18 protein-coding genes are annotated in these 18,533 nt (G+C 64.7%); 10 read left to right on the top strand and 8 right to left on the bottom strand.

All coding sequences use genetic code 11. The features are described 5' to 3' along the window. Positions 1 to 147 precede the first annotated feature (147 nt). The 3 genes from NLY37_RS04085 to NLY37_RS04095 all read left to right on the top strand — a co-directional run bounded on the left by NLY37_RS04085 (position 148) and on the right by NLY37_RS04095 (position 4,041). The gene (locus NLY37_RS04085; protein WP_023742412.1) at positions 148 to 804 is read left to right on the top strand and encodes an SGNH/GDSL hydrolase family protein; all 657 of its coding nucleotides are present in this window, start codon (positions 148 to 150) and stop codon (positions 802 to 804) included. Positions 805 to 963: 159 nt separating this feature from the next. Then, on the top strand, positions 964 to 2,109 hold the full coding sequence (locus NLY37_RS04090) for a sugar ABC transporter substrate-binding protein (RefSeq protein ID WP_032923983.1): 1,146 nt from the start codon (positions 964 to 966) through the stop codon (positions 2,107 to 2,109). Positions 2,110 to 2,178: 69 nt separating this feature from the next. Beyond that, positions 2,179 to 4,041, top strand: coding sequence for an ATP-binding cassette domain-containing protein (locus tag NLY37_RS04095; protein ID WP_084559001.1), 1,863 nt, complete (start codon positions 2,179 to 2,181; stop codon positions 4,039 to 4,041). Between the two features lie 18 nt (positions 4,042 to 4,059). Here the strand turns inward: NLY37_RS04095 and NLY37_RS04100 are convergent, their stop codons facing one another. The 3 genes from NLY37_RS04100 to NLY37_RS04110 form a co-directional block, all read right to left on the bottom strand. Then, positions 4,060 to 5,064 carry a zinc-dependent alcohol dehydrogenase family protein gene (locus tag NLY37_RS04100; protein WP_023742414.1) on the bottom strand — a complete coding sequence of 335 codons (1,005 nt, stop codon included), beginning with the start codon at positions 5,062 to 5,064 and terminating at the stop codon, positions 4,060 to 4,062. A 48-nt stretch (positions 5,065 to 5,112) separates the two neighbouring features. Continuing rightward, complete coding sequence (locus NLY37_RS04105; RefSeq protein WP_023742415.1) at positions 5,113 to 5,385, bottom strand: hypothetical protein; 273 nt, start codon at positions 5,383 to 5,385, stop codon at positions 5,113 to 5,115. A gap of 86 nt (positions 5,386 to 5,471) precedes the next feature. After that, a complete protein-coding gene (locus NLY37_RS04110; protein ID WP_023695474.1) occupies positions 5,472 to 6,224 on the bottom strand; it encodes a DUF899 domain-containing protein in 753 nt (250 codons plus the stop codon). 389 nt (positions 6,225 to 6,613) lie between these two features. Here NLY37_RS04110 and NLY37_RS04115 point away from each other — a divergent pair, with 389 nt between their 5' ends. Beyond that, positions 6,614 to 7,834, top strand: coding sequence for a hypothetical protein (locus NLY37_RS04115; RefSeq protein WP_023685490.1), 1,221 nt, complete (start codon positions 6,614 to 6,616; stop codon positions 7,832 to 7,834). Between the two features lie 29 nt (positions 7,835 to 7,863). Then, positions 7,864 to 8,496 carry a Vgb family protein gene (locus NLY37_RS04120; protein WP_023742416.1) on the top strand — a complete coding sequence of 211 codons (633 nt, stop codon included), beginning with the start codon at positions 7,864 to 7,866 and terminating at the stop codon, positions 8,494 to 8,496. Between the two features lie 52 nt (positions 8,497 to 8,548). Here NLY37_RS04120 and NLY37_RS04125 read toward each other — a convergent pair whose 3' ends face one another. Beyond that, positions 8,549 to 8,854 carry a hypothetical protein gene (locus tag NLY37_RS04125; protein WP_023689804.1) on the bottom strand — a complete coding sequence of 102 codons (306 nt, stop codon included), beginning with the start codon at positions 8,852 to 8,854 and terminating at the stop codon, positions 8,549 to 8,551. Between the two features lie 284 nt (positions 8,855 to 9,138). Here NLY37_RS04125 and NLY37_RS04135 point away from each other — a divergent pair, with 284 nt between their 5' ends. Then, positions 9,139 to 9,483, top strand: coding sequence for a PQ-loop domain-containing transporter (locus NLY37_RS04135; protein WP_023673886.1), 345 nt, complete (start codon positions 9,139 to 9,141; stop codon positions 9,481 to 9,483). A 37-nt stretch (positions 9,484 to 9,520) separates the two neighbouring features. On the opposite strand, the gene NLY37_RS04140 is transcribed toward NLY37_RS04135, so the two are convergent. After that, positions 9,521 to 10,252: a DUF2270 domain-containing protein gene (locus NLY37_RS04140; protein WP_023673885.1), complete on the bottom strand. Its 732-nt coding sequence runs from the start codon at positions 10,250 to 10,252 to the stop codon at positions 9,521 to 9,523. Positions 10,253 to 10,490: 238 nt separating this feature from the next. On the opposite strand from NLY37_RS04140, the gene NLY37_RS04145 reads away from it, so the two are divergent. After that, complete coding sequence (locus NLY37_RS04145) at positions 10,491 to 12,785, top strand: cation:proton antiporter domain-containing protein (RefSeq protein ID WP_023742417.1); 2,295 nt, start codon at positions 10,491 to 10,493, stop codon at positions 12,783 to 12,785. 30 nt (positions 12,786 to 12,815) lie between these two features. Here the strand turns inward: NLY37_RS04145 and NLY37_RS04150 are convergent, their stop codons facing one another. Beyond that, positions 12,816 to 14,024: an MFS transporter gene (locus NLY37_RS04150; RefSeq protein WP_023708705.1), complete on the bottom strand. Its 1,209-nt coding sequence runs from the start codon at positions 14,022 to 14,024 to the stop codon at positions 12,816 to 12,818. Positions 14,025 to 14,271: 247 nt separating this feature from the next. On the opposite strand from NLY37_RS04150, the gene NLY37_RS04155 reads away from it, so the two are divergent. Further along, entirely contained in the window at positions 14,272 to 14,700 is a 429-nt protein-coding gene (locus NLY37_RS04155) for a VOC family protein (RefSeq protein ID WP_155927330.1), read from the top strand. A gap of 95 nt (positions 14,701 to 14,795) precedes the next feature. Here NLY37_RS04155 and NLY37_RS04160 read toward each other — a convergent pair whose 3' ends face one another. Further along, positions 14,796 to 15,383, bottom strand: coding sequence for a dihydrofolate reductase family protein (locus tag NLY37_RS04160; protein ID WP_023673464.1), 588 nt, complete (start codon positions 15,381 to 15,383; stop codon positions 14,796 to 14,798). A 137-nt stretch (positions 15,384 to 15,520) separates the two neighbouring features. On the opposite strand from NLY37_RS04160, the gene NLY37_RS04165 reads away from it, so the two are divergent. Together NLY37_RS04165 and NLY37_RS04170 are read left to right on the top strand one after the other, a co-directional pair. Continuing rightward, positions 15,521 to 15,937, top strand: coding sequence for a winged helix-turn-helix transcriptional regulator (locus tag NLY37_RS04165; RefSeq protein WP_023708707.1), 417 nt, complete (start codon positions 15,521 to 15,523; stop codon positions 15,935 to 15,937). A gap of 455 nt (positions 15,938 to 16,392) precedes the next feature. After that, on the top strand, positions 16,393 to 17,496 hold the full coding sequence (locus NLY37_RS04170; protein ID WP_023708708.1) for a flavin-containing monooxygenase: 1,104 nt from the start codon (positions 16,393 to 16,395) through the stop codon (positions 17,494 to 17,496). A gap of 20 nt (positions 17,497 to 17,516) precedes the next feature. On the opposite strand, the gene gcvA is transcribed toward NLY37_RS04170, so the two are convergent. Next, positions 17,517 to 18,416 carry a transcriptional regulator GcvA gene (gcvA, locus tag NLY37_RS04175; protein ID WP_023742418.1) on the bottom strand — a complete coding sequence of 300 codons (900 nt, stop codon included), beginning with the start codon at positions 18,414 to 18,416 and terminating at the stop codon, positions 17,517 to 17,519. Between the last annotated feature and the right edge of the window lie 117 nt (positions 18,417 to 18,533).

Consider the following 18,533-nt stretch of genomic DNA (forward strand, 5'->3'; position numbering starts at 1 on the left):
GGTTGGCCGCAAGGCGAGCCGATCAAAGCGCTGACGTAGCAATGCGGGCACGGCAAGGCAACACTTAAATCCACCCGATGGAAAAATCTAGTTGACGCCGGCCGGCCTGCTGTCGTTCAAAGTATGCAAGCCTGGAGGAGCAATGCCGTGACGCAGACCCGGACAATCATGTGCTTTGGCGATTCCAATACCTATGGCGCCATTCCCACCCTGGCCCGCGTCGGACGGCGCCGCTTCACGCCCGACCGGCGCTGGCCGGGCATCATGCGCCGCCAGCTCGGCAGCGGATGGGATGTGATCGAAGAAGGGCAGGGCGGGCGCACCACCGTGCACGACGATCCGATCGAAGGTCTCCACAAGAACGGGCTCAAATCGCTCCCGGTGTGCCTGGAAACGCATATGCCGCTCGACCTCGTCATCCTGATGCTCGGCACCAACGATCTCAAGCATAGGTTCTCGGTAACGCCGAACGACGTCGCTGATTCCGTTGAGATTTTGGCCAGAATTGTCCTGCGCAGCGAAGCTGGCCCCGCAGGCGTGGCGCCCGCGGTCCTGATTGTGGCGCCGCCGCCGATGCTGGAGGTCGACTGGTTCGGCCAGATGTTCCTGGGCGGCGCCGCAAAGTCGATGCACTTTGCCGGCCTGTTCCGCGATGCGGCCCGGCGCGCCGGCGCCGCGTTCTTCAACGCCGGCGATGTCGTCGAGTCGAGCGCGGTAGACGGCATTCACCTCGACAGCGACGCGCATCGCGTGCTCGGCACGGAATTGGCCAAAGTCGTCCAGTCGCTGATCGGCAAGGCGTGATCGCGTGGGCGAGTCACCCGACTATCTCTGATTAATTAATTCCACTGGAAAAAGTTTTGACTTGCGAGCAGGAAGGTGGGTATCTGGGGAGACTGGGAAGAGTAGCGACCGCGAGGCTTGCGATGCGCGGCAACAATCAACGACAGGGAGGAAGTAAAAATGCGATCTGACAGGAATATGATGCTGGCGACGCTGCTCGGCGTTGCCGGTGTGCTCGCGGGCGGTACCATTCTGGCAAGCGCGCAGGACGGCCCGGCCGGGCTCACCAAGCCGGCGGTATTTGCGCCGTTCGATCCGAAGGCGCCGGCCTGCAGCCCACCGCCCGGCCTGAACAAGGTGCTGGCCTTTGCGCAGGATAACGAGCGTGAATTCATGCAGGGTGTCGACCGCGGCCTGGCCGCCGCCGCCAAGGATCGCGGGCTGGAATATCGCCGCGCGCTTGCCAACAATGACGCCGCCAAGGGCGTCGAGCAGGTGCAATTGTTTCTCGCCTCCAAGATCGGCGGTCTGGTGGCGGCGCCTGTGGACCCGGCCTCCATGAGCCGCAGCCTGCAGGAGCTTATCTGGTCGGGCGCCTATGTCGGCACCATCGTGCCGCCGCCGGCCACCTCGCTGCTCAACGCGCCGCAATATGAGACCGGCAAGGTGCTGGCCGAAGCGGCCGCGGCCTACATAAAGGACAAGCTCGGTGGCAAGGCCAATGTCGTCATCCTGTCGCATGACAGCATGGAATTCCTGGCGCCGCGCTTCGCCGCCATGCGCGACATCTTCAAGGCTATGCCAGGCGTCACCATCGTCGCCGACATCTCACCCAATCCCGTCAACAAGGAAGGCGGCTTTGCCACGATGAGCACCATTCTCCAGGCCCATCCCGACGTCGATGTCGTGCTCGGCGCCGACACGGTCGTGCTCGGCGCGCTGGCTGCCCTGGAAGCGGCGGGCAAGGCGCGGCCGGACCAGTTCCTTGGCGGCATCGACGGCGAACCGGAGGCAGTCGCCGCGATCAAGAAAGGCGGCGGTCCCTACAAGGCAAGCATCAGCCTGGCGTCGCCGGTCTTCGCTTATGCCATGGGCCAGCACGCGGCCGACTGGCTGGAGGGCAAGAGCATCCCGCAGGCGATGGATATCCTGCCAGTGGCGCTGACCAGCGACTACATGGCCCAGTACGAGGCCGACGTGGCCGATCCGGCCGCGGTCTACAAGGACCCGAAGCGCCGCGACATCTATCTCAGGATGTACGGCAACATCTGCTACGATACGCGCGACCAGTATGTGAATTTCCCCTGGTCGTCCGAGGCAAAGTAGCGCCCGTTTTTCCCGCGATACGGGCGGGTTCAGCCTGACCTGAAACCGCCCGCTTCAGCAGAGGCAAGCATGAGCACAGACAGCCTTCGAACGGGGACGACACCGCTGCAAACGGGCCGGTTTTCATCCTTGCTGCCGGGCGTCAAGGCACCGGGCGAAGCGTCTGGCCGCATCGGGCTGGCGCTGGTCGCGCTGGGCTTGATCGTCGCCTTCTCGCTGTTGAACAAATCGTTCTTCAGCCTCGACAATTTCGTCGTCATCGGCGTCAACTCGACCTCGATCCTGATCGCCGTGCTCGGCACCTCCGCGCTGCTGATCGCCGGCTATGTCGACCTCTCCATCGGCAGCATGGTCGCCTTGATCGGCATAATCACCGCCAAGGTTGCAGTGGCGACGCAGAGCGCGCTGCTGGCGATCTGCGTCGGCCTGGGTCTCGGCCTCTTGCTCGGTCTGCTCAACGGTCTGCTGGTGCGCAGGCTGAGCATCTCGCCGTTGATCGTCACGCTGGCGATGCTGGCGCTCTATGGCGGCCTTGCCTTCGTCGTCTCCAGCACCGCGGTCTATGGTTTTCCCGAGGCTCTGCTCGAATTGGGGCGGGGCAAGATCTTCGGCATCCAGTACACCGTGATCATCGCCGCGCTGGTCTTTGTGATCGGAGCCTTTGTTTTGACCAGCACGGTCACCGGCTTGAGGCTCTACGCCATAGGCGGCGACCCGCGCGCAGCCGAACTCTGCGGCATTCCGGTGGGGCGCACGGTGGTTGGCCTCTACGCCGCCAATGGCTTGCTGATCGGCCTGGTCTCGGTTCTGATCGCCGGTCGTCTCGGCAGCATCACGCCGACCATCGGCGTTCGCTTCGAGCTCGACGTGCTCACCGCCGCGATCCTCGGCGGCGTTGCGTTTTCCGGCGGCTCCGGCCGGCCGCTCGGCATCGCCATAGGCGTTGCCACCATCGGCATCCTCAATGCAGGACTGATCTTCGTCGGCCTGCAATCATGGTGGCAATCCATTTCGGTGGGAAGCATGCTGCTGCTGGCGTTGGTGGCCGACCAGGCTGCGATCGGTTTTCGCGGCCGGCGCGCTCGGGCCGCCGCGACCAACTTCGCGGTGGCGGACGATGGTGCCGTCGCCTCGGCCGGCTCTGCCGTGACGGCGGGCAATGGAGAAGCCCCGCAAGGTCCGGCATTCTCGATTGCCGGCGCCCGCAAATCCTACGGCGCGCTGACGGCATTGGAAGAGGCGAGTTTCACGGTCGGCAAAGGCGAGATCGTCTGTCTGCTCGGCGACAATGGCGCCGGCAAGTCGACGCTGGTGAAGATTATTTCGGGCGCCATCCAGCCCGATGCCGGCGCGATGACCCTCGAGGGCCAGCCGATTTCCTTCAGGAGCCCGCAGGATGCACGCGGCGCCGGCCTGGAGACGGTCTATCAGGATTTGGCGCTCTGCCCAAACCTCAGCGTCGCCCACAACATGATCCTCGGGCGTGAGGAAACGCGGCGTTGGCTCGGTGTCTTCCCGGTTCGCGACGACCGAAAGGCCGCCGAGCAGTGTCGTGCCCGGCTTGCCGCGCTGGGCGTCACGCTTCGCGACGAAAACGTTCTGGTGCGCTCGCTGTCGGGCGGCCAGCGGCAGTCCATCGCCATTGCCCGCGCGCTTGCCGATCACGTCAAGCTGATCTGCCTCGACGAGCCTACCGCCGCGCTCGGCGTCAAGCAGACCGCGCAGGTCGTCAAGCTGATCCGTTCGATCGCCGTCAGCGGCACCGGCGTCATCCTGGTCACGCACGACCTGTCCACAGTGCGGGCGCTGGCCGACAGGATCGTGGTGCTCAGCCTCGGCCGGGTGGCCTACGACGGCTCGGCCAGACAGCTGACGGCCGATCAGCTGTGGGGCCTGATGGCAAGCGGGACGCTCGCGCCGGCCGCTGGGTAGGAATGCCGATCGCAGGGTCTAAAGCTCGAGGCAGATCTTGCCGAAATGCTTTTGCGCTTCGTAATGCCTGAAGGCGGCGGCGATGTCCTGCAGTGGAAAGCTGCTGTCGATGACGGGCTTCAGGCGGTTGACCTCTATGGCACGGATCATGTCCTGCTGGTCGGCTTTGCTGCCGATGGAAATTCCGGTGATGCGGATCTGGTTCGAAAACAGCGCCGGGATCGAAACTTCTGCTGCAAAGCCGGTCAGGACGCCGATGAGTGCGATATGCCCGCCTGTCCGGCAGGCCGTTATCGACTGCGCCAGCGTCGCCGGTCCGCCGACCTCGATCACATGATCGACGCCGCGTCCCTCCGTCAGTTCCCTGGCCCTGCCGCCCCACTCCGGCACCGCCTTGTAGTTGATGACGCTGTCGGCCCCGAGTCGTCTGAGCTTCTCCAGCTTCTCTTCATCGGACGACGTGGCGATGACCCTTGCGCCGGCGGCCTTGGCAAATTGCAGCGCAAACAATGACACGCTGCCGGTGCCAAGGATCAGCACCGTGTCGCCGGGCTTTACCTTGCCGCATGTCACCAGGCCGCGCCAGGCGGTGACGCCCGTGCAGGTCAGCGTTGCCGCCTCGAGATGCGTATAGCCCGCCGGCGCCTTGGTGAAGGCCTGCGCCGGCATGCACACATACTCGCTGGCGAAGCCGTCGAAACTGTCTCCGGGAATGTCGCGGCTTGTATCGGATCTCATGTCGCCGGCCAGCCACCAGGGGTAGAAAACACTGACGACGCTGTCGCCCGGCTTGAACGTGTCGACGCCGTCACCGATCGCGATCACCTCGCCGGCGCCATCCGACAGCGGCACGCGGCCGTCGGCGAGCGGCACCTTGCCTTGTACGGCGAAATCGTCGCGCATGTTAAGCGCAACGGCGCGAATCCTGACCAGCATTTCTCCCGGCCCAGGCCGGGGCTGATCCTCCTCGACCAGGTCGAGCTTGTCCAACCCGCCCGGCGCTCTCAGCCTGACCAGCTTCATAGTCTCTCTCCGACGTAAAGAGCGTTAGCATGGCGGCGGCGGTCCAGCCTATCGCCGGACCGGCCGGCCGGAAATCACGCGCAGCCAAGGCGCCAGATGGACGGCGCTCATCAAGAGATACATCACCGGCATGCCGGTGAGCGGGGAGGCATCGGCCCCCAGGCACGACATGACGCCGTCGCCAGCGTGAATGCAGGTAAGCAGCGCCATCACGGCGAAAACAGGGGCGGCGGCGAGGCACAGCCAGTCGGCGGTGCGGAGAGAAACTGCATCGGAGCGTTGAGGGACCTCACTGCCGGTGCCTGTGCCGATATCGCTCATGGTCGTAATCCCTTGATGATCAATGCCCGGGTTTCCTGTCCCGTGAGGGACAGGAAACCAAGCTGGATGGGCGCCGCTCCAGGTCCTTACTTGCCGTCCTTGTTGCGGAACGCGGCTTCGCCGGCCGCCGACACTTCCTCCCACGTCTTGTCGGGTGCGGCGTCGTAATTGTCGTGCCAGTTCCACCAGCTGTAGAGCTCGGTCTGCGGATAGCCTTCGGGCGAATCCTCCCAGATTTCCTGGCGGCCGAGCGGCGTTGCGTCGAGGTAGCTCCAGACCGTGCCCATCTGCTCGTCGCCGCGGTTGTTGATGAAGTAGGTGCGATACACTTTCTTGCCATCCTGGATGAACACGTTGTGGCCGTGCCATTCGTCGACGCCGAAATCCTTGTCGAAACTGTCGGTGATTGTGTACCAGGGCATCTCCCAACCCATCCGCTGCTTCAAGCTGGCAATGTCGGCCTGCGGCGCGCGGGAGGCATAGGCAAGCGTGGTGTTACGGGCGTTCAGATGGGCGAGATGGCCGACCTGGTCGGCGCCGAGCGAACAGCCGCGGCAGGCATGTTCGGGCCAGCCGTGGACGCCGGGTTCGTAGAAGGCGCGGTAGACGATCAACTGCCGCCGGCCCTCGAACAAATCGAGCAGGCTCGCTTTGCCGTTGGGACCCTCAAACACATAGGCCTTGTCTACTTCCATCCATGGCATGCGCCGGCGCTCGGCCGACAGCGCGTCCCTGGCGCGCATCGTTGCCTTTTCCTTCACCAGCATCTTTTCGCGCTCGGCTTCCCATTCCTGCCTTGAAACGACCGGTGGGGTCTTCATTGCCACGTGCTTGGTCATTGCTTGTTTCCTTTGCCAGTTGTTGAGCCGTTGTGGCTTGTCGTTGCCTGTTGATCGTGAGGCAGGCTAGGGCCGCGAGGCGGCGAGGGCGGAGTTACAAATGTGACGGCATTTGCAGGCGGGCCACCGCAGCAGGGGTGGCGAGGCCGCACGGTGGGCTCGAAGTCCTCGGAAGCAGGCATGGTCGGTTTTTCCTTATTGAGAAGCTTAACACGACTGTCTGAGATGCTCAGGCTAGCGAATGCGAATATTGCCGTCAACGCAGGCCTGGGCGTCTTCAACCAGTCCAGATGGCTAGGTCGCCGTCCGCGGCTTGCTGCTTGGCGGTGGTGACTTAAGTTAGGGCCGATAAGGGGAGCGGTGGGAGTTACAAATGTGACGGGATTTGCATGGACTCGCTGATCACCGCGGCAGGGCTGGCGCTGGCGGCGGGCAATCCGCTGGCGGCACTCGACCGCGTCGCCTTGCGCGAGGATGCCCCGGCGCTGGCGTTGCGCGGCATTGCCATGGCGCAGCTCGGCGATTTCGATCGCGCCAAAGTACTGTTGCGTAGGGCCGGCCGTGCCTTCGGTCCAAAGGAGGCGGTGGCGCGCGCCAGGTGCGTTGTCGCCGAAGCCGAGATCGCACTTGTTTCGCGTGATCTCGGCTGGCCGTCCAAGGCGCTCGACGCGGCGCGGTCGACATTGGAAAAGCATGGCGACCGGCTGAACGCGGCGCATGCCGGGCATCTCAAAGTGCGCCGCCTGCTGCTGATCGGCCGCCTCGACGAGGCTGAAGACGTGCTGGCTGGGCTCGATCCGTCGCCGCTTCCGCCGGCCTCACGCGCCGCGCATGAACTCGCGGTTGCCGGCATCGCCATGCGGCGCCTGAAGACGAAGGCCGCGCGCGCAGCCCTTGAGTGGGCGCGCCATGCCGCCCGCCGGGCCGGCATTCCGGGTCTCATGGCGGAGGTCGACAGCGCCTTCCTGGCGCTGGAGACGCCGGCGGCGCGGCTGATCGCAGGCGGCGAGGAGCATCCGCTGTTGCTCGAAGAGGTCGAGGCGCTGCAGGCGTCGCGCGCGCTGGTCGTCGATACGTTCCGCTATATCGTGCACAAGCAGGAAACAACGATCTCGCTGGCAACGCGGCCGGTGCTGTTTGCGCTGGCGCGCGCGCTTGCCGAAGCCTGGCCGGCGGATGTGCCGAGGGCGACGCTGATTGCCCGCGCCTTTGGCGGCCGGCATGCCGATGAATCGCATCGCGCCAGGCTGCGGGTCGAGATCGGCCGGCTGCGCGCCGAATTGCGGCCGCTGGCGGGCATCGGCGCGACCAGCCAGGGCTTTGCGCTAAAGCCGCGCGAAGCAGGCTCCGTGGCGGTGCTGGCGCGGCCGATCGAGGAGCGGCACGCCGCGGTGCTGGCCTTCCTGGCCGATGGTGAATCCTGGGCCAGCTCGGCGTTGGCGCTGGCGCTGGGCGCCGGACAGCGCAGCGTACAGCGGGCGCTCGAGCAGTTGGCCGAGACCGGCAAAGTGCAGTCCTTCGGCCACGGCCGGGCGCGGCGCTGGATGACGCCCCCGGTCGCTGGTTTCACGACCACCTTGTTACTCCCGTCGCCGCTGCCGAACGGCTAGGAAAGGTGACCATGATCGAGGACCAGGACATGAAACATTCAGCAGCGGAAATCCTGCGCGAATACGGGCCCTTTCCTGATGTCGACACCGTGCACGGCGTGAGCTTCGACGGACAGAATGTCTGGTTTGCGACGGGCGAGCGGCTGACCGCCTTCGATCCGGCAAGCGGCGAGACGCTGCGCTCGATCGATGTCGCGGCACATGCCGGCACCGCCTATGACGGCCGGCATCTGTTCCAGCTCGCCGGGGACCGCATCCAGAAGATCGACCCCGATACCGGCAAGGTGCTCTCCACCATCCCGGCGCCCGGCGGCGGCCGCGATTCCGGCATGACCTGGGCCGAGGGCACGCTCTGGGTGGGGCAGAACCGGGAGCGCAAGATCCACCAGATCGATCCCGAGACCGGGAAAATCCTGCGCACCATCGACTCAAACCGCTTCGTCACCGGAGTCACCTGGGTCGATGGCGAGCTCTGGCACGGCACCTGGGAAGGCGACCAGAGCGATGTCCGGCGCGTCGATCCGCAAACTGGCAAGGTGCTGGAACGGCTCGACATGCCGGCGGGGGCGGGCGTTTCCGGGCTCGAATCCGACGGCGGCGACCGCTTCTTTTGCGGCAGCGGCCCCGGCGGCATGGTGCGATCGGTGCGTCGGCCGAAGTAAGGCCGTCAAGTATTGGGCCGGCAGCGTATTTCCTACGGTCATCCCGCCGAGATCATATCCCGGAGCCGTCGAGCAGCGGGACGTCTTCGCCTTGCCACGGACTTGGCATTGAAGCCCGGCTCAGATTGGCCGTCGGCAGCGGCATCCAGCATTTCAACTCCGGTTCGGGGTATTCGATCACCCGTCCTGGCGACGAATCGGAAGAGCGCCAGCCCTCCGTGCCGAACTGGTCGGCGCGCGACCAGTAAGCGAGGTCGACCTCGGCCGGCCCCTGCTCCGATGGCCTGACCGTGACCAGGATGCGGCTGCCGTCCTTGGGCGCGCTCGCCATGTGCCGCCAGCGATCGGGTTCGTCCATTCTCATGTCCTCCTGCACGTTGCAGGGATAGTCGCCGCGCTCTTGGCAGCGGTCAACCCGAACTTTGCCCAAGCACGAGATCTGTTTAGTACTCCCGCGCCGTCGGCCGAAACTGGATCTGGTTCATGTCGACCTCGTCGGGCTGGCTCACGGCGAACGCCCACATGGCGAAAGAATCCGGGTGCCGGGCCGCAACAAGAAAATCGAAGCCGGCATGTGAACGGGCTCACATGCCGCCACTGCAAGGAACGCTATGGGACGTCCGGCCATGACAGGGGTTTCGGATGACACTTGCTGATCTGTCTTTTTATCTCTTCACTATTTTCAATGGCTTGCGCGTGGTGTCCTACCTGCCGCAGATCGTGCGGGTGGCCCGGGACAGGCACGGGGCGTCGGCGATTTCCTACGCGACCTGGCTGTTGTGGACAGGCGCCAACGCCACGACGGGACTCTACGCCCACATCAATCTGAACGATCCCGCGCTGGCGGCGATCAACTGGCTGAACGCCGTATGCTGCGTGCTGGTCATCGCGCTCACCGCCTACAAGCGCCATCGCGCACGGCTTCCGGTTGAGGAAGCCGCAAGCCGGTCGGAAGCGACCGCTCTGATGGTCGACAATGTCTGCTGAAGATCACCGCGGCAGATTGCGCTTTTCGAGGCCGCTCTCAGACATGCACGGTGCCATGCGAAAGCTCGCCCTCGTCGCTTGAGATGAGGAAAGCGGCTGCGAGTAGGCCGACATAGAACAGCCCGACCATGCACACGACATAGATGCCTGGAACCGGGCCGAGCTGCGCCACGCGCGCGGCGTCGAGAAATGACGCGCCCAAGCCTATCGGCGACCCTTCGCGCTGCAGACTGGGCGTCGTGATCTTCAGCACCCACGCCAGCATCAGGATCGTGTACATGAAAATGTAGTTGCGGCGCAGCCGGCGCACCAACGCCGCGCGTTGCGAGATCAGGAAGCGCGGCGAACGCAGGCCTTCGCCGACGATGGCCAGCCAGTTGGAGGCGTAGTCGGGCTGCGGCGAGAAGATCTGCGCGAAATAATAGCGCTCGAACTGGCGCACCCTGGCCCGGTAGACATCGAAGAAACGATAGCGCCGCGCCTCGATCCATAGCAGCAGCGTGGTCAGCAGCATGGCAAAGAGCAGCACCCCGTGATGGGCGCTGGGCGTCGAGAGTGAGACTGAGAGCATGGCGGCGACGACAGTAATCGCCCAGTTGCTGGTACGGTCCAGCCGGTCGCGCCAGCCGGCCATGCGGGCGATTTCGGCGCGGTGGAAATGCGACATGGTGGCCACGAATTCCGATGAGGTGAGCTTCAGCGCGAACGCATCAGAGGCCCGCGGCGCTGCAGCCGCTTCGTCGGTTTTCACGGTCTTGACCTGGGACATCCCTTGCCACGCGCCTCCCAACGCCATGGCCGGCCGAAACGACGCCGGTCATCCCCATCTGCGCAACGCGCAATCGGTTGAAAATGTTCCGTCGCCGGCCCGGGTCTCGGCGGTTTATCCGCAGTCAGATAGGCCCGTTATGCGATTCAGGTAAGGAGGAACCTGCGGCGCGCCAAGGGAGCGTGGCGTGCAACCGATCTCGCCCGCAAACGTTATACCGGGCACAATGAGGGGGTGCATGTCCTTCGTGGTCAACCGGCGCCGGTCGGTCGCGCTTGCCGTGGCAGCTTTGGCATTCATGCCGGCCGCATCGTTGGCAGCCGAAAAGACCGGCATGTCCAGCGAGGGCATTTTCGTTCTCGAAATCCTCCTTCTGCTTCTCGTCGGCCGCGGCATCGGCGAGTTGCTGGAGCGTCTCGGCCAGCCGGCGGTGATGGGTCAGCTCATCGGCGGCATCCTGCTCGGGCCATCGCTGCTCGGCTGGCTATTGCCGGAAGCAGAACGCGTGATCTTTTCAGGCGACGCCACCCAAAAGAGCATGATCAGCGCCATCGCCCAGCTCGGCGTGTTGATGCTTCTGTTGCTCACCGGGATGGAGACGGATCTGCGGCTGGTGCGCAGGGTCGGCCGTGCGTGCTTTTCCATCTCCGCCGCGGGCGTCGCCGTGCCTTTCGCGCTCGGCTTCACCGCCGCGCAGTTCATGCCGGCCTCGCTGCTGGCCGACGGAACCGAGCGCATTGTCGCCGGTCTCTTCCTCGGCACGGCGCTGTCGATCTCCTCGGTCAAGATCGTCGCCATGGTGGTGCGCGAGATGAACTTCATGCGCCGCGATCTCGGTCAGACCATCGTCTCGTCGGCCATCATCGAGGACACGATCGGCTGGGTGATCATCGCCATCACCATCGGCATCGCCACCAAGGGGCGCATCGAGCTCGGCAGCCTTGCCTTCACCATTGTCGGCGTCGCCGCCTTCATGGGGTTTTCCTTCACGATTGGCCGCCGCATCGTCTTCGACGCCATCCGCTGGACCAACGATACGTTCCGCAGCGAATACGCCGTCGTCACCGTCATTCTCGCCATCATGGGCGCAATGGCGCTGATCACCGATCTGATCGGCGTCCACACCGTGCTCGGCGCCTTCGTCGCCGGCATACTGGTTGGGGAATCGCCGATCCTGTCGCGTCATATCGAAGGGCAATTGCGCGGCGTCATCATGGCGCTGTTCATGCCGGTTTTCTTCGGCGTCGCCGGCCTTTCGGCGGATCTCACAGTGCTTGTCGACCACGAGCTTGCGCTACTCACGGCCGCTTTGGTGCTGATCGCCAGCTTCGGCAAATTCGCCGGCGCCTTCATCGGCGCCGAGCTTGCCGGCATGAGCCGCAAGGAAGGCATCGCCGTCGGTTGCGGCATGAACGCGCGCGGCTCGACCGAAGTCATCGTCGCCTCTATTGGCCTGTCGATCGGCGTTCTGTCGCACAATCTTTTCACCATGATCGTGACCATGGCCGTCATCACCACGCTCGCCATGCCGCCGACCTTGCGTTGGGCACTCGGCCGCTTGCCGATGGGCGAGAACGAGAAGAAGCGTCTGGAGCGCGAGGAGATCGACCAACGCGGCTTCATCGCCAATCTGGAACGACTGCTGGTGGTGACCGATGAGGGCGTTGTCGGCCGCTTTGCTGCTTACCTCGCAGGAGTCGTGGGCGCCGGCAGGCCGACGACGGTGCTGCATGCCCGAGGCGAGGGGGAGGAGGCCGAGCCCGGCACGGATGCGAAGCTCGAGCCGATCGAAAAGGGTGCCGAGGACAGCCGCGAGGCCGCCAGGAGTTCGGACGAGGAGCTGGCCCGCGCGGCGCCTGTCACGCGGCGCCACGAGGCCGAGCTTTCGGCCGAAACGGTTGCCAAGGAGGCGCGCAAAGGCTATGGGCTGCTGCTGATCGGGCTCGGCCGCGCGGTCACGTCGAAAGGTGGGTTTGCCCGCCGCATCAACGAGATCGCCGGCGCCTTCGAGGGCCCGCTATGCCTGGTGCTGAAGGCGACCGGCGCCGGCCGCCAGATGCCAAGGCTAGGACCTGAAGGCGGGAAGATTCTGGTTCCGGTCAACGGCACCGCGATCGCCCGCCGGGGTGCCGAAATGGCGCTGGCGATTGCAGCGGTCACGGGTGCGCGGGTCAAGATACTTTATGTCGCGCGCGTCGGCCGCGACGAACCGCGCGACACTGTCTCGCATCGCCGCAGGGAGGCGGTGCTGAAGGATACCGTCGCACTAGCCGACCGCTATGGCGTCGAGATCGAGACGGCCATCCGCAGCCGGGCCGCCGCCGCCGATGCCATTGCCCGCCAGGCCGGCAGGGGGGCGGCGCTGATCGTCATGGGCGTGGCGCGGCGCCCTGGCGAGGAACTCTTCTTCGGCGAGACGACCACCGGCGTGCTGCAGCGCTGCCAATGCCCGGTGGTGCTGATCTCGGACGCCAGGCTCAGCCGCGACGACGAGGGCAGGGAAGAGCTGCGCTCGGGAACGGGGACAGGGTGATGAGTATTTCCCCTCGAGGGGAAATTTCGCTCATGCCGCCTGCAGCCTCTCTCGGCCGGGCTGCGGCGGGAAGGCGATGGCGATGCCGGCAGCACCGAGGCCGATCAGCGCCGAGCCGATGAACAGCCAGGAATAGCTGGCATAGGCGTCGAAGATCATGCCGCCGGCGAGCGGGCCGAACGACATGCCGAGGCTGGACAACAGGGTCGCGGCGCCAAGTATCGTGCCGATGATGCGTGGCCCGAAATAGTCGCGCGCCAGAACCGCATAGAGCGGCATGACGCCGCCATATGTGGCGCCGAAGATGATCGCCAGGAGATAGAACTGCTCGAGATTGCCGACGGCGAGATAGGCGGCGATCACCACCGCCTGGATGGCGAGGCCCACGATCAGCACCGGCTTGGCGCCCAACCTGTCGCCGAGCACGCCGTAGAGCACGCGCCCGCCAAGGCCGGCAAGGCCCTCGACGCTGTAGATCGACACGGCTGCCATCGGCGCCACGCCGCACGACATGGCATAGCTCACCATGTGGAAGATCGGCCCCGAATGCGCCGCGCAACAGGCGAAGAAGGTCATGCCCAGCACCAGGAATTGCGGCGAGCGCAGCGCCTGGCCGACTGACATGCCGGGGGCCGCGGCAGGCGCGGGCGCGCTGCCATCCGCTGCCGCGACCGCCGCCGACGGCTGGCGCACCAGGAAGACGGCCGGCAGCAACAGCACCCAGGCCATGATCCCGATGTCGAACATGGCGGTACGCCAGTCATAGGCCGTGATCAGCCAGCGCGCGAAGGGCGAAATGGTCATCGGCGCCACGCCCATGCCGGCCGAGACCAGCGACACGGCCAGGCTGCGATGGGTCTCGAACCAGGCGGTGGTCAGCGCGATCATCGGCGCGAAGAAGGCGCTGGCCGCCAGCCCGACGATGACGCCATAGCTCAGCTGGAAGACCAGCAGCGATTGGGCTCGGCTCGCCACCACCAGCGACAGGCCGAGCAGCACCGCGCCGGCAAAAACCACCGGGCGGGCGCCGACACGGTCATAGATGGCGCCCCAGGCGAAACCGCCTGCACCCATCACCAAGAAATTCAGCGTCATGGCGCTGGAAATGCCGGTTCGCGACCAGTTGGTGTCGAGCGCCATCGGCTCGAGAAAGATCGCCAGCGAAAACATCGCGCCGAGCGCCACACAGGTCATCAGCGCGCCGCACGCGACGATCACCCAACGGTAGGAACTGTTCATGCTCTTCTCCCGAGATCGGTTTCGATGCGGCGCCACTCGCTCCAGCTCCGTTGCGCCGCTTGCGTCCGAAGGACGTTGGCGGGATTTCGAATCCGACAATCCGGTTGCATTTTTTATCCGGTCTGCGTGGAAGTCCATCCGGATATGACAAAAGCAGGGGTGTAAGGCTGCCAAGCGCGCCGACAAGATAGACTGCCGAATTGACGAGCCGCTCCGCGGCACTAGCTTTGTGGTCTCGCGACGGGAGATATCGCTCATGGAACTGCATCGCGGCCGCCTCATCGACCACGTCCAGCTGGTGGTCAGGGACCTCAAGGCGAGCCGGCGCTTCTATGAAGCCGTCTTCAAGGTGCTCGGCATTCCGATCGGCGGCGAGGCCGAGGACTATTTCTGGGCCGACGAGCTGTTCATCTCAAGCCTCGACAGCCGGGCGGCGAGGGGACAGCTGACCGGGCGCCATCATCTGGCCCTCCAGGCCAGGGACAAGGCCATGGTCGATGCGTTCTACAAGGCCGGCCTCGATGCCGGCGGCGCCGACAATGGCGCGCCGGGTGAGCGGCCCTACCACCCCGGCTACTACGCCGCCTTCCTGCTCGACCCCGACGGCAACAACATCGAGGCGGTGTTTCACGGGCCGGCAAAGCGAAGTGCCGCTTCGGTCGAGATCAATTTCTAGCGCAGGTTCACGAGGAGCGGGTTGCGGTGATCCGTCCGGAGTTCTCGTAAAAACAAAGAGTTGAAGCGGTCCACGGATTCAATCGCTGAACTACTTCACATTGCCGGCGCGTAGCGGTTCACCACCATTCCGCAGGCATAGGCTTTAGAGCCGAGCAGGCGCAATTTCAGGAAGCCGCCACAGTCGAAAATCCGCTCGCCGTCGCCCAGCGCGGCCGGATTGATGAACAGCTGGAACTCATCGACCAGTCCCGCTGCAATCAGGGCCGAGGCAAAGCCGGCGCCGCCGAATACCGCCATGTCGCCTTCACCTTCAGCTTTCAGCGCCTTGACCTCGCGCGGCAGGTCGCCGCTGGCAAGCGTCGTGCGCTCCCACCGCGATGCCGCGAGCTTGTCGCTCAGCACCACCTTGCGCGCCTCGACGATGCGCTGCGCAAAGGCGTAGAAGGGATCGCGCGGATAGTTTTTTGCCGCATTGCCCCAATGGGTTAGATAGCCTTCTTCGGCCATCTTGCGGCTGAGCAGAATGGTATCGATGCCGGCGAACACCGCGTTGAAATCCTGCTTCAAGTCGTCGTCCCACGGGCAGTTGGCGCCCCATTCCCAGAGCTGCCAGTGCTCATCGCCGGCCGCGCCGACAAAACCGTCGACCGACATCTGCATCTGCAGGATCAGTTTTCTCATCGTCGTTCTCCTGATTGAGCTCTGGTGTCACCAGCGCCAGGTCAGGCGGCGTTGGTGATCGCTTTACTTTCGGAACCATTGACATGAGAGAAAAATGATGTCAATAGTAAAGTGATTTAGAAATGGAAGCATTGAGAATGTCGACCAGGGAAAGATCCGGCTGCCCCATCAGCCTGTCGCTCGAATTGCTCGGTGACCGCTGGACGCTGCTGATCATCCGCGACATGATTTTCGCGGGAAAAAGGCACTTCCGGGAGTTTCTGCTATCAGGCGAAGGCATCTCGTCGCGCACGCTGGCCGAGCGGCTGCAGACCTTGCAGGATGAGGGCATTGTCACCAGAAGCGACGACCCCACGCACAAGCTCAAGGCGATCTATAAGCTGACCGAGGCGGGCATCGACCTGTTGCCGGTGCTGGCGACGCTCGGCGCCTGGGGCAGCAAATACCGCACCGCCGATGACAAGCTGGCAAGGATCGCCGATGAATTGGCGACGGGCGGCGAGGCAGGCCTGGAGCAGATAAAGAAGAAGCTGCGCGCCGAGCATATCGGCTAGGGAGCAACGCCAGCCCTCCCTTCGGGCCGATGGCGGGCTACATCGACACGACGTCGCGCAGCCTCACCCTTCCCATCCCGCAAATCGCTGTGGCCGGAGCCATGTCTGCTTCGGATTGCCATCGCCCGAACCACGGCCTCTTCCAGCCAGCGCGCGATGGCGGGGGCGGCATGCATGCCGATTGGCCCATGCCGCCATGCACGTAGAGCTCTTCGACCGCGGTGCGGCCGGCGACAGGCAGCCCGTCCGACAGCATGGGCGATTGCCGGGATAGACATTCGTCACCGGGGGTGAGCCGAGACCGGACAGGATGCGCAGCGTGCGCGCCGCGATGCGAAGGCGTCTCGGCGCTAGCGCGCCGATCCACCTTCTCCAACAAGGGGAGAAGGTGAGGCGCGCCTTGTCCCGCCTGCGCTTCTACGCGTAGCCTAAGGAGCTAGCGGGAGGAGAATCGCTTGGACACCACTGTCGTTATTGTCGGCGCCGGGCCCGCCGGCCTTGCGGTCGGTGCCTGCCTGAAGCGGGCAGGAGTGGATTTCATCCTGCTCGAAAAATCGCAGGAGATCGCGCCCGCCTGGCGGCGGCACTATCGGCGGCTGCATCTGCATACGGTCAAGTCGTTCTCGTCGCTGCCGTTCCTGCCCTTTCCCAAAAATTATCCGCGCTACGTGCCGCGCGAAATGGTGGTCCGCTATCTCGACGACTACGCGGAAAAATTCGATCTGCGCCCGCGCTTCGGCGTGACGGTGAAAGCCATTCGCCTCGGGGACGGCGGTTTTCTGGTCGAGACAGGATCGGACAACATCAAGGCGCGCCATGTCGTCATCGCCAGCGGTAACAATGCCGAGCCGATCGTCCCCCGGCTCCCTGCTATCGAGGCTTTCAAGGGCGAGGTGCTGCACAGCGCCGACTATACGCAAGCGGCGCCCTTTGCCGGCCGCTCCGTGCTGATCGTCGGCATGGGCAACACCGGCGCCGAGATCGCGCTCGACTTGGCGGAAAGTGGCGCGCGTCCGACCATTTCGGTGCGCAAGGGCGTCCACATCGTGCCGCGCCAGCTGTTCGGCGTGCCGATCCAGATGGTCGGCATCGCCAGCCGGCCGATGCCGCAGGCGCTGAACGACTGGATGTTCCCGATCATCCTCGATTTCGCGCTGGGCAAGCTCGAGAAATACGGCATCGTCAGGCCGAAGCAGGGCATCCTGCAGCAGATCGACGAAGTCGGCCGCATCCCGGTCATCGACGTCGGCACGGTCGACGCCATCACCAAAGGCGCCATCAAGATCGCACCCGACATAGCGGGCTTCACCGAGCGCGGCGCTGCGTTCACCGACGGCAGGCAGGAAAATTTCGACGCCGTCATCCTCGCCACCGGCTATCGCCCGGGCTACGAAAAGTTTCTGCCCGTGGAATTGCAGCCGGAGCGCAGTGGCGTCAACGCCCGCGCCTCTCAACTCGGCCTCTACCTCGTCGGCTTCTACAATCCGGTCACCGGTCTGCTACGAGAAATCGGCAGGGAGGCGAAGGCGGTGGCGGCCGACATTGCGCGGCGGCGGTAAAAGGGGAGATCGGCTATCCATCACAGCCGCGCCGCATCGCCCTCATCCAGCAGCCATCGCCGCACGGCTTGCGTCGGTTCTGGGTGCCGTTGCTTGCGCGGCATCACGACATAGAAATCGTGCGTCCCACGCATCTCCGCGTTGATCGGCTGCACCAGCCGGCCGGCGGCAATGTCGGCGGATACGAGAAACCGGCTGGCCAGCGCGATGCCCTGGCCGGCAATGGCGGCGTCGATCGCGAGGCCTGTCTGGTTGAAGCGCATGCGTTTGGCCTCGGTGGCCATCCTCAGGCCGAGTACTCTCTCCATGAATTCCGGCCACAGATTGTGCGCGTCGTGCAGCAGGACGTGATGCTGGATATCGGCCGCCGCGATCTCGTTCGCGCCGGTCGGCAGCAGGGCAGGGCTGCAGATGGCGATGATCTGCTGTGGAAACAAAAGATCCACCATCAGGCCGGCGCCGGAGGGCAGGCGGCCTTGCCTGACCGCAATGTCGACGCCATCGGCCTGAAAACTCGACAGGCTTTCGCTGGCCAGGATTCGCAAATCGACCAGCGGGTTGTGCGCGACGAACTCCGGCAGTTTGGGGATCAGCCATTTGGTGGCAAAGCTCGGCGTGACGCTGATCGTCAGCCGCGCCGGTTCGGGCCGCAGCAGCAAGGTGGCCTCCGAGATCAGCTCGAAGGCGCGGCGGATGTTGGGCATATAGGCGCGGCCCTCATCGGTCAGCGCCAGGCCGCGCGGCAGCCGGTCGAAGAGTTTTGTGCCGAGATCGGCCTCCAGCCCGCGTATATGCTGCGCCACCGCCCCTTGCGTCACGTTCAGCTCTTCGGCGGCGATGCGGAAGTTGAGATGACGCGCGGCGGCTTCGAAGGCACGCAGCGCATTCAATGGTGGCAGGCTCAGGAAGGCTTCAGGCATGCAGGAGTTTTTCTACAGCTTGATTTCAGGCTTTCTGGTTCGAACCAGATGGCAAAACCGTTTATAGCATTGCTCGAAGGTCGGAAACATGTGCTTCAGAGTCCCGCCAGCCCGTGC

The organism is Mesorhizobium sp. C395A (assembly GCF_030323205.1).
Classification (GTDB): Bacteria; Pseudomonadota; Alphaproteobacteria; order Rhizobiales; family Rhizobiaceae; genus Mesorhizobium.